The organism is Marinobacterium arenosum, assembly GCF_019795155.1.
Taxonomy (GTDB): Bacteria; Pseudomonadota; Gammaproteobacteria; order Pseudomonadales; family Balneatricaceae; genus Marinobacterium_C; species Marinobacterium_C arenosum.
Map to the genome: position 1 here is coordinate 1 of NZ_JAILYN010000027.1, position 10,960 is coordinate 10,960.

Sequence of the window (10,960 nt, forward strand, 5' to 3'; positions counted from 1 at the left end):
TTACCAGTCTGGTGGATTACTGGCGCCAGCTTGCGGTGTTCACATGAACCGCCGTGGTACGGAACCGTATGCCCGGTGGTGTGGGAGGACGGCGGGGGTAACCCCGCCTCCTACCCGATCCCGCTTGCCTCCACAGAACGCCTGATCCTGCGTTTATGCCCTTAAGTCTGGGTGCGCGGCCCGATCCACCGGCTGGCAAAAAGAACTCGCTCGTACCTCGCTCAAACAGCTTTTTGCCTGATCGCCGCTGTATCGAACCGTGCTCGGGACGCTCAGAGTCGGCGTAGTTAGGGGTGCCCGGCCAGGGGTGCCAGCGGCAAGGCTATGACTGGCGTAGAGGTTTTCCTCTGGTCTGCTGATAACTCACCACTCACCACTCACCACTCAAAACTTAATCCCTACAACTTAAACCTTTCCAGCAACGCCTGCTGTTGCTGGGCGACGCTCAGCAGCTGGTTGCTGCTCTGCGCCGCCTGTTCGGCGCCCTCGGCGGTTTCGGCGGCGGTGCCGTTGAGGCGGGTCAGGGTCTGGCTGATCTCCGCCACCGCCTGATTCTGCTGCCGGGCCGCTTCGGCGATCTGGCTGTTCAGTGCGCGGATATTGGCGATCGCGGCGTTCATCGAGCTCAGCGACTGCTGCGAGGTATTGGCGTGCTCTACGCAGTGCTCCGCCTGCTGCTGGCTGTCCTGCATCGCATGGACCACCTGCTGGATGCTGGCTTGCATGTTGCCGATCATCTGCTGGATCTGCTGGGTCGAATTGCGGGTGCGGCCGGCCAGCTCACGCACCTCGTCGGCCACCACCGCGAAACCACGGCCGTGTTCGCCGGCCCGGGCCGCTTCGATGGCGGCATTCAGCGCCAGCAAGTTGGTCTGTTCGGCAATCGACTCGATGGTCTCCAGGATCAGGTCGATCTCGCTGCTGTAACCGGCCAGTTCGTCGCTGACCGTCACCGCCCGGCCGATCGTGCCAGCCTGGCTATGGATCCCCTGCAGGGTATCCTGCACCTTATCCGAGACATCCTGGCTCAGGTTTTCGCAGGCCTGGGAGGCGTCCAGGGTGGTGTCGCTGTGGCGGGCCACCTCGTTGACGCTGCTCTCCATCTGCACCGAGGCGGCGGCGGTCATCTCCAGCAGGCGGCTCTGCTGCGACATCGCCTGGGTGGTCTGCAGGCTGATGGCGGCGTTGCGCTGGGCGGCGTCCGACAGATGCACGGCGCCGTCGGCGATCTGGCCGAGGATCTCCTTCAGACTGCCGACCACCGCGTTGAGCGAGCCGCCCAGTTGGCCGAATTCGTCCCGGCGCTGCTGGTCGAAGGTTACCCGCAGGTCGCCGTTCTGCACCGCGGTCAGCTGTTGCCGGATCTGGCTGAGCGGACGGTTGATGGTGCGGATCACCACGACTGCCACCAGCAGCGCGACCAGGCAGGAGCCGGCCGACAAGCCGATGATCAGTGAATGGCTCAGGCTGCTGTTCTGTTCGGCGGCCAGCCGGGCCTGGTCGGCCAGCTGTTGCGCCTGCTCGATGAAGGCGGCACTGGCGCTGCGGCTCTGTTGCAGCAGCTGGCGGGCCTGGGTCCGCTGCTGGCGCAGCGCCTGTCGGTTGTCGTACTGCTGCCGGTACAGGTCGACCAGACCGTCGCTCCCGTGGAAGTGTTTAACCAGCTCGCTGATCAGCGATTCGATCTGACCGGCTTTCGGTTCCACGTCGGCCAGCGCCTGGAACTTGCCGGCCGGCTCGCCTTTGCGGCGGGCCATGGCGGTCGACAGCGCCTTGATATCACCGCTGCGCTTGAACGCGATCAGCTGCAGGCGCTGGTCGGTCAGGCTGCGGCTCAGGCCGTTGACGGCGATGGTCGCCTTGATGTTCTTGCCCTTGCTGAGTTTCTGGTAGCGCTGGATCCAGGAGGTGATCGAATCGCTCTGGCCCTGGAAGCGGATCTCCTCTTCGATCACCTGTCGATCGAGCTGCAGCCGCTGGCCGTGCAGTGCCATCAGCTGACGGGCGTTGTCGCCAAAAGCCGTGCCGAGCCGTTGTACCTCGGCCAGCGAGGCCGACAGTTCGGGCTGGCCGGCCAGTTGCGGCGCCAGCGCCGCCAGCTTGTCGTTGAAGCGGTTCAGGGCGTTGTCGAAGTTTTCCCGCTCGGCGCCGAGCGCCGTCTTGTCCTCTTGCGCCAGGGCGCTGAACAGCGCCTGGTTGGCCTGTTGCAGCTCGATCATCTGGTCGAAACTGCCGACCAGCAACGGCATGGCGGTATCGGTAACATGGTGCAGGCGCCGGTTGATGCTGTCGTTGCCCAGCAAGCCGCCGCCGCCGACCACCAGGATAAAAAGCACCAGGGTCAGAAAGCCGAGAGTGATTTTCCGGATCACGGTCAGGCTCATATCCATTTCTCCAACAGTGATGTGTAGGCTGCAAAAACCTTGTCAGACCGGGCCGGGGGAGGGGACTCAGGCGACCCACTGCAGCGTGGCGGGGAGGGTCGCCGCGACGCCGATGGCCGGCGCTGGCACAAGGTTTCGAACGATGAGTAAAGCGCCGGTCCGGGCGGGGCGCCCGGCCGGCGGCCGGTTGGTCGTTACTCGATGCCCATCAGCTCGCGCGGCAGATACAGCGCCAGGTCCGGGATGAAGGTGACGATCAGCACCATCGGCAGGTGGCCGAAGATCAGGAACTTCAGCGTCGGCACGATGTACTTGTCGAGCGGTAGCTTACTGACCCCGCCGGCCATGTAGAGCATTGGCGCACAGGGTGGCGAGACGTTGCCGAGGCCCAGGTTGACGCCGACGATGGCGGCGAAGTGGATCGGGTGGATGCCGAGCTGGCCGATCACCGGCAGGAAGATCACCGCCGCCAGCACCGCGCCGGAGATGTCGTCGACGATCATGCCGATCAGCAACAGCAGCAGGTTGATCACCAGCAGGATGATGATCTTGTTGTCGGAGATCTGCAGCAGCGCCTCGGCCAGGTGTTTCGGGATCTGTTCCATGATCATCGCCCGGCTCATGATGAACAGGAAGAACAGCACCGCCAGGATCGAACCGGTGGTGATCACCGCCCGCACCGTGGCGTGGCCGAGCGACTTCATGTTCAGTCCCTTGTAGATATACAGCCCCACCGGAATGGCGTAGACCACGGCGATCGCCGCCGCTTCGGTCGGGGTGGCGATGCCGCTGTAGATCACGCCGAGGATCAGGATCGGCATCAGCAGCGCGAAGCTGGCCTTGTAGCCGGAACGCACCACGCCGCGGCTGGCTTCGGCGAACGAGACCTTTGGCGCCACGGTGATGGAGGTGTTGTTGCGCAGGAACCAGAAGTTCAGCCCGCAGTACACCAGCGTCAGCAGGATGCCGGGGATGATGGTCGACAGGAAGGCGGCGCCGACCGAGATGCCGCCGGTGATCGAGAACACGATCATCGGGATGCTCGGCGGGATCAGCAGCGCCAGCACCGACGAGCAGGCCACCAGCGCGGTGGCGTGGCCCTCGGGATAACCCTCGCGGGTCATGCGCGGAATCATGATCTGGCCGATCGCGGCGATCGCCGCCGACGAGCTGCCGGAGATGGCGCCGAACAGTGCGCAGGTCAGCACGGTGACCGCGCCGAGACCGCCCTTGATGCGGCCGACGAACGAGTTGACGAAGTCCAGCAGCCGCTCGGAGATGCCGCCGACCGCCATCAGGGTGCCGGCCAGTACGAACAGCGGCAGGGCCAGCAGCGCGAAGCCGCTGGCGGTGTTGAAGCCGTGCGGTACCAGGAACGAGATATTGTTGCCGGTCAGCACGGCGAACATCAGGGCGCCGATGCCGAAGGCGAAGGCGACCGGGATTTCGATCAGCAGCAGTACCACCACCGCCAGCATTACAAGAAGAAAGGTAACCATATGCTTAACTCCCGACGGACTGGTGGTCAGGGACGACGTTGCCATGGCGCTGGGCACGGTGGCGCATCAGGTCGCGGAACTCGGCGACCGCCTGCAGCAGGAAGTAGCCGGCCATCATCGCGAAGCCGACGATCATGCTGGCGCTCCAGAGCCCTTTCGGCCACTGCATGTAGAGGCTCAGACGGCCCTTGTCGATCACGAACAGCGCGTACTTGATGGCGAAGAAACCGAACGCGCAGGCGGCGATGATGCAGATGCAGGAGCCGATAAAGCGGATCAGCCGGATCTTGAACGGATCTTTAAGCACCAGCGAGACCACACCGCCGTGGATATGCTCGCGTACCCGGGTGGCATAACCCATGCCGAGGAAGTAGACCCAGACACCGAGCAGGATCGACATCTCCTCCATACCGGCAAACGGTGATTCCAGCACGTAGCGCAGGATCACCTGGCCGAACATCAACCCGGCCAACGCCAGGCCGGCGAAGATCATCAGGGCGCGGAACGCCTTGTCGAACAGGGCCTCCAGCTTGATCAGCTTGCGCTCGATCGGGCCGGGATCAGGGTGGAACAGGGATGTCAGGTGTTCGGGGGTATCGTGGTCGGACAGTTCAGGATCGTAGCTGTAGGAGTCGGTGCCGACCGGACCGACCGGGTGCTGTTTAATGGGCTGGTTCATGGCAGAGACCTCACGGATGTAGCAGCGGGGCGAGCCGCCGGCGCGGGGCCGGCGGTTCGAGGGGGCGCTCAGCCACGGGCCGTGGCTGGCGCACCGGGGTGTGAGATCAGTTCACGCCGGCGATGGCGCGAACCTTGTTCATGATCTGCGGGCCGACCTGTTTCTCCATAAACGGCCATTCGTTGGCGTACAGTTTCTCCTTGGCGGTCTTCAGCTCTTGCGGGCTCAGTTCCACCACGTTGATACCGGCCTCGCGCACCTGGTTCAGGAAGCCTTCGTCGATGCTCTGAGCCTCGCTCCATACCCACTGCAGAGTGGCGTTTGCGGCGGCGTTCAGCTTGTCACGCTCGGCGGCCGGCAGCTCTTCGTACCAGCTCTTGTTGACCAGCCAGAAGGCGTGCTCGAAGTAGTCGCGGGTCAGGATGTAGGACTCCAGCACGTCGCGCATCTGCCAGATCTCCACCGCCGGACCGAAGGCGCGGCCATCGACGGTGCCCAGCTGCAGTGCGGTGTACAGTTCGGAGTAGGGCATCGGCACGGCGGTGAAGCCCCAGTTCTTGAAGCGCTCGATGGCGATCGGTACCGGCGGTACCCGCACCTTCACGCCCTTGGCGTCGGCCGGGAAGCTGGTCGGCTGTTTGCCGATCCCCTTGCGGATCGCCATCGAGCCGAAGCCGGTCGGGATGGTGCCCAGCGCGACCAGGTCGAGGTCGGCCAGGATCTGGTTGTAGACCTCCTGGATCTCGCCGTTCGGGCCGTACACCTTGCGGGCGTCATCCCAGTTGTCGACCACGTAGCCGAGCCAGGTCAGATCCAGTCGACCGTCGAATTCCGAGGCGCCGAAGGTCAGCGTCATCGGGATCACACCCTCCATGCTCTGCTCGAACAGCGAGGTCCAGTCGCCCAGGTCACCGCCCGGGTGGTAGTCGATCTCCAGCTTGGAGCCCTGCTTGGCCAGCTGTTCGCGGAATTTCTCCGAGGTTTGATGGAAGATGTGTTCGGACGGGTAGGCGTGGGCCAGGATGAAGCTGTCGTCGGCTGCGGCCTGGGTCGGCACTACGGTCGTTGTCAGGGTGGCTGCAGCCAAAGTGCAGCTGCACAGAAGGGATTTCAGGGTATTGCGGCTTTTGCGGAACATGCGTTGCCTCCGGTTCAGACATAGTTGTTTTTGTTGTGTCTGCCGGTCAGTGTGCGGTGGGGCTTGGTTGTTGTAAATTCGTTCTGAGTAATGCTCGGTTTAGTGTTTGTTTAAGTAAATGTTTTGCTGTTTTTTCGACGTTACTGCGGTTTTTTTGAAAAATATCAGCACGATCGCTTCGTTTTTTAGGCTGAGGTTGTCCGGTTCGGTGCGACTGGTACCCAGGGCATTGGTGGACTGGTACCCAGTTTTCAGCATGCCTCGGCGCAACGCCCGAGGCTGACGCTCGGAAAAGCCGCACCGGCGGCGGCCGGATTTGCTGTTACTTTTCTGTTCTATAGTTAAGAAGCTTTTGAGCTGGCAGCCGATTGGCGTGTTGCCTGGCTCGACAGCCTGGGGATCTCAACGCCACTAACACTGGTCTTGACTATGGACACGTTGGCCCAATCCTGGCTCGCGTTACAGTGTCAGCAGATCACGGATGTGACACAGGGACTTATTCTGTGGGGACGTCCGCAACGGCTGAAACCACTGGCCCGCTGGCCCGAAGCCGCAGTACCTGATCCAGCCCTGCAGGGCTGTGCCGAGCAGGCCCTGACGGAGCAGCGGGTGGTCGAACAACCATCCCCTTCCGGTCACCTTATCGCCGTCCCTTTGTGTCTGCATGCAAAGCCTTGCGGCGCAGTGGCGCTGATGCTGTCCGAACGTGGCGCTGAAGGCCGTCAGGCGGCGATCCGACTGTTGCAGTGGGGGCTCAACTGGCTTGAACTGCTGCTCAGCCGTAAAGCCCTGAAAGCGGAAACCGCCCCGCTCGACCCTCTCCATCGCTTGCCCTTGATGCTGCTGCAGCGGTTGCTGGCGGCGGGCTCCTGCCAGGCGGCGGCCGACTTGCTGGTCAGCGAACTGGCCGGTCAGCTCGGCTGTCAGCGGGTCAGTCTCGGTCTGCTGCAACGCGGCCAGGTACGGGTTCTGGCGCTGTCCCACAACATCAATTTCGACCAACGCACTCAGCTGATGCGCCAGCTGAGCGCGGCGATGGCGGAGTCGCTGGATCAGAACGATCAACTCTGTTACCCGCAGCAGGGCCGCGATGGCCTGATCCGGCTGGCCCATCAGCAGCTGGCTCGGCTGCAGGGCGCCGACTGGCTGCTGACGCTGCCGCTGCGCGACGGCCGGCAGGCGATCGGCGCGCTGACCCTGGAACGCAGCGCCCCGCTCGATAGCCGCCAGTTGGAAGTGGTTCACTACCTGGGCGAGACCGTTGGCAGATTGCTGGAGACCCGCCGGTTGGCTGAGCAATCCTGGTCGGGCCGCGCCTGGCAGGCTGGGCGGCACTGGCTGAAGGGCCTGGTCGGTCGCGGTGGTTGGTCCCGCAAGCTGGCGCTGCTGGCCGTGCTGGCGCTGCTGCTGGCGCTGGCCGTTTACCAGGCGCCCTACCGGGTGACCGCCGATGCCAGCATCGAAGGCGAGATAAGCCAAGTAGTGGTGGCCGCGCAGGAGGGCTTTATCGCCGCCGCCGGGGCGCGGGCCGGCGATCGGGTCGAGCAGGGCCGGCTGCTGGCCACGCTGGATGATCGCGATCTGCAGCTGGAGCGGCTGAAGTGGCTCAGCCAGCGCGAGCAGTACCTGAAGGAGTACAACGGTGCGCTGGCCAGTTACGACCGTGCCCAGATCAGCATCCTTAAAGCGCAGATGGAGCAGGCCCAGGCGCAGATCGAACTGATCGACCAGCAGCTGGCGCGCAGCCGGCTGCTGGCGCCGATCGACGGCTTTATCGTCGAAGGCGACCTGAGCCAGTCGATCGGTGCGCCGGTGGAGCGGGGCCAGGTGCTGTTCGAGATTGCGCCGCTGGAGCGCTACCGGGTGGTGCTGCAGGTGGAGGAGCGCGACGTGGCGGCGGTGGCGGTTGGCCAGTCCGGCCAGTTGCGGCTGGCCAGCCTGCCGGACCAGCCGCTGGCCTTCCGGGTGCAGCGGGTGGTGCCGGTGCTGACCAGCGCCGACGGCCGCAACTACTACCGGGTGGAGGCGGAACTGGCGGCGGAACTGGACCAGCTGCGACCGGGGATGACCGGCATCGGCAAGATTGACATCGGCCAGCGCCGGCTGGGCTGGCTCTGGTTCCACCGGGCCGCCGATAGCGCCCGGCTCTGGGCCTGGTCCACATGGCAGTAGGAGTGACGCCTATGCCGTGCGCCGACTGGCAATCCCTGGCTGAACTGCGACCGCAACTGCATCCCCATGTCCAGCTTCATCGCCAGCGCAACCGCAACCGGGTCGGCTACATGCTGGAGGACCTGGCCAGCGGCCAGTGCTACCGGTTGTCCGAGGAGTCCTGGCGCTGTGTCGGTCTGATGGACGGTCGCCACAGCCTGGCGCAGATCGATCAACAGCTGACCGAGCAGCTCGGCGAGCAAGCCCCCGGCCGGGAAGCGCTGATGCAGCTGATGGAGATGCTGCACTGTGCCGACCTGGTGCAGTGCGGTCTGGCGCTGGACAACAGCGACCGGATCCAGCGCCGGTATACCCGCCAGGCGCTCTGGCGGCAGTGGTTGCGCAATCCGCTGGCACTGCGGATTCCGCTGATCGATCCGGACCGCTTCCTGGAACGCTGGCTCTGGCTGGCGCGACCGCTGTTCAGCCGCTGGGGGCTGCTGCTCTGGCTGGCGCTGGTATTGAGCGCCGCATTCCAGGCCTGGCTGAACTGGCCGGCACTCAGTGACAACCCGCTCGACCGTATCCTCAGCACCCAGAACCTGCTCTTGCTCTGGCTCTGTTACCCGCTGCTGAAGGCGCTGCACGAGTTCGGCCACGCCTTCGCCACCAAGGCGTTCGGCGGCGAGGTGCATGAGATGGGGGTGGTGTTCATCCTGCTGGTGCCGCTGCCCTATGTGAACGCCAGCAGCGCCACCGCCTTCGCCGAGCGCTCGCGGCGGATCTGGGTCAGCGCCGCCGGCATCATGACCGACCTGCTGCTGGCCTCGCTGGCGCTGTTCATCTGGTTGCAGGTGGAGCCGGGCCGGATCAGCGCCTTGGCCTACTCGGTGGTGTTACTGGGCAGTGTCTCCACGCTGCTGTTCAACGGCAACCCGCTGCTGCGCTTCGACGGTTACTACCTGTTGTGCGACCTGGTCGGCCTGCCCAACCTGGGCCCCCGTGCCGGCCGCTACCTGGGTTACCTCTACCTGCGTTACCTGGTTGGCGAGGGCGGTCTGCAGTCTCCGGCCAACGACCGATCCGAGGCGGCCTGGTTTGTCGGTTACGGCATCGCCGCCTGGTGCTACCGGTTATTTATCCTGGCGCTGATCACCCTGTTCGCCGCCGAATATTCGTTGGTGCTGGGCGCCTTTCTGGCCGCTTGGCTACTGCTGACCATGCTGCTGGCGCCGCTGGCCAAGGGGCTGCTGTTCCTCTGCCTGAGCCCGCGGCTGCGCGCCCGCCGTCTGCGTGGCCTGAGCCTCAGCCTGGCGTTGCTGGGGCTGGCGGTTGCCGGACTGGCGTTGGTGCCGGTGCCCCATGCCACCCATACCGAGGCACTGGTCTGGTTGCCGCCGCAGGCCGAACTGCGGGCTGGCGCCGATGGTTTCATCGACCACCAAGCGGTGGCCGACGGCAACCGGGTGCACGCCGGCCAGGTATTGCTGGTCAGCCAGGACCCGCAACTGCATGCCGAGGAGCAGCTGCTGCTGGCCCGGCTGAAGGAGCAGCAGGCCCGGCTGACGGCGGTCCAGGCCAGCGATAGGGTGCAGGCCAACCTGGTGCGTGAAACGCTGCGTACCACTGCGGCGGAACTGGCCCGGCTGCGCGAGCGCCAGGCGGCGCTGACCCTGCACAGTCCCGGCGATGGCATTCTGGTGCTACCCGATGCGGGGCGGCTGGCAGGGCGCTTCCACAACCAGGGTGCCCTGCTCGGCTATGTGATCAACGACGGCCAGCCGCGGGTGAGGGCGGTGGTCAGCCAGGACCAGATCGGTCAGATCCGGCAACACACCGAGGCGATCGAGGTGCGACTGGAAACCGATCGGCAGCAACTGCTGCGCGGCCGGATCGTCGCCGAGCAACCCGCCGCCACTCACCTGCTGCCCGGCGCCGCGCTCAATGCGCTCAGCGGTGGCCGGATCGCGGTCGATCCGGCCGATCCGCAGGGGCGCCAGGCGCTGGAAGGGTTGTTCCTGATCGATGTGGCACTGCCGGTCGACACCCGGCTGCGCTGGTTCGGCGGCCGTGCCCACGTGCGTTTTTCCCATGGCGAACAGCCGCTACTGGGGCAGTGGTACCGCCGGTTGCGGCAGCTGTTCCTGAAACGCCTGGATTATTGAACGAGCCGGCCGTTGCCGGCTGCGAGGATGGGGAGCGAGACCATGTATAAACAGACACAGATGAGTTTGGCGGTGGCGCTGCTGGGTGCCGCTGCACTGGCGCAGGCCGCTGAATCGGTGGAACAGCAGATGGCACCGTTCGACTGCTTTATCGAGCCCAATATGGTGGTCGATGTCAGCAGCCCGGATGAGGGAATCATCAAGCAGCTGGATGTCGGCAAGAGCGACAGCGTACAGCCGGGCCAGGTGCTGTTCACGCTGGATTCGGCGCTGGAATCGGCCACCCTGAAGCTGGCCGAGGCTCGGGCCCGGATGAGCGACGAGATCCGTGCCCGGAAAACCTCGCTGGCGCACAGCCAGCGCAAGATGGAACGGATTGGTCAGCTCTACAACCGTCAGGCGGTGCCGCTACACCAGAAGGACGAGGTGGAAACCGAGGTGGCACTGGCCCGCTTGCAGTTGCAGCAGGCCCGTGAGAACCGCCAGTTGGCCAAGCTGGATGCCGAGCGGGCCAGGACCTTGCTGGAGCGGCGTCAGGTGGCCAGCCCGATCAGCGGCGTGGTGGTCCAGCGGTTCAAGTTCCCCGGCGAATACGTCGAGGGTGAACCGGTGATGCGGCTGGCCCAGCTGGACCCGTTGCGGGTCGAGGTGATTGTGCCGGTGCGGCTGTTTGGTCGCATCCAACCCGGTATGAAAGCCCGGGTGTTGCCGGAGATCAACCCGGCGCAGCAAACTTACCAGGCTCAGGTGATTGTAGTGGACCCGGTGGCAGACGTTTCCAGCGGAACCTTCGGCGTGCGGTTGGAATTGCCCAACCCCGAGCTCAAATTACCCAGCGGTCTGAAGTGCAATGTACAGTTCGCAATGCCAGACCAGCCGGGCGATTCAGGCACGGTGTCAAGTTTATGAAACAGTCTTGTAAACCCCCTTTGCAACAAAGTACC

At 64.6% G+C, this 10,960-nt stretch carries 7 protein-coding genes; 3 read left to right on the forward strand and 4 right to left on the reverse strand.

From position 1 onward, the window contains the following. Window positions 1-398: 398 nt before the first annotated feature. The 4 genes from K6T12_RS13035 to dctP form a co-directional block, all read right to left on the reverse strand. Window positions 399-2,384, reverse strand: a complete 1,986-nt coding sequence (locus tag K6T12_RS13035; RefSeq protein WP_222223189.1) for a methyl-accepting chemotaxis protein — start codon at window positions 2,382-2,384, stop codon at window positions 399-401. A gap of 194 nt (window positions 2,385-2,578) precedes the next feature. Continuing rightward, window positions 2,579-3,883, reverse strand: coding sequence for a TRAP transporter large permease (locus K6T12_RS13040; RefSeq protein ID WP_222223191.1), 1,305 nt, complete (start codon window positions 3,881-3,883; stop codon window positions 2,579-2,581). 4 nt (window positions 3,884-3,887) lie between these two features. Continuing rightward, window positions 3,888-4,562, reverse strand: coding sequence for a TRAP transporter small permease (locus tag K6T12_RS13045; RefSeq protein WP_222223193.1), 675 nt, complete (start codon window positions 4,560-4,562; stop codon window positions 3,888-3,890). Between the two features lie 106 nt (window positions 4,563-4,668). Further along, window positions 4,669-5,700, reverse strand: coding sequence for a TRAP transporter substrate-binding protein DctP (gene dctP / locus K6T12_RS13050; protein ID WP_222223195.1), 1,032 nt, complete (start codon window positions 5,698-5,700; stop codon window positions 4,669-4,671). Window positions 5,701-6,183: 483 nt separating this feature from the next. On the opposite strand from dctP, the gene K6T12_RS13055 reads away from it, so the two are divergent. Genes K6T12_RS13055 through K6T12_RS13065 form a run of 3 tightly spaced genes read left to right on the forward strand, consistent with a single transcriptional unit; the run spans window position 6,184 to window position 10,925 of the window. Then, a complete protein-coding gene (locus K6T12_RS13055) occupies window positions 6,184-7,872 on the forward strand; it encodes an efflux RND transporter periplasmic adaptor subunit (protein WP_222223197.1) in 1,689 nt (562 codons plus the stop codon). Window positions 7,873-7,883: 11 nt separating this feature from the next. Continuing rightward, on the forward strand, window positions 7,884-10,016 hold the full coding sequence (locus K6T12_RS13060; RefSeq protein ID WP_222223199.1) for a hypothetical protein: 2,133 nt from the start codon (window positions 7,884-7,886) through the stop codon (window positions 10,014-10,016). A gap of 42 nt (window positions 10,017-10,058) precedes the next feature. Continuing rightward, window positions 10,059-10,925, forward strand: a complete 867-nt coding sequence (locus K6T12_RS13065) for an efflux RND transporter periplasmic adaptor subunit (protein ID WP_222223200.1) — start codon at window positions 10,059-10,061, stop codon at window positions 10,923-10,925. Window positions 10,926-10,960: the final 35 nt, after the last annotated feature.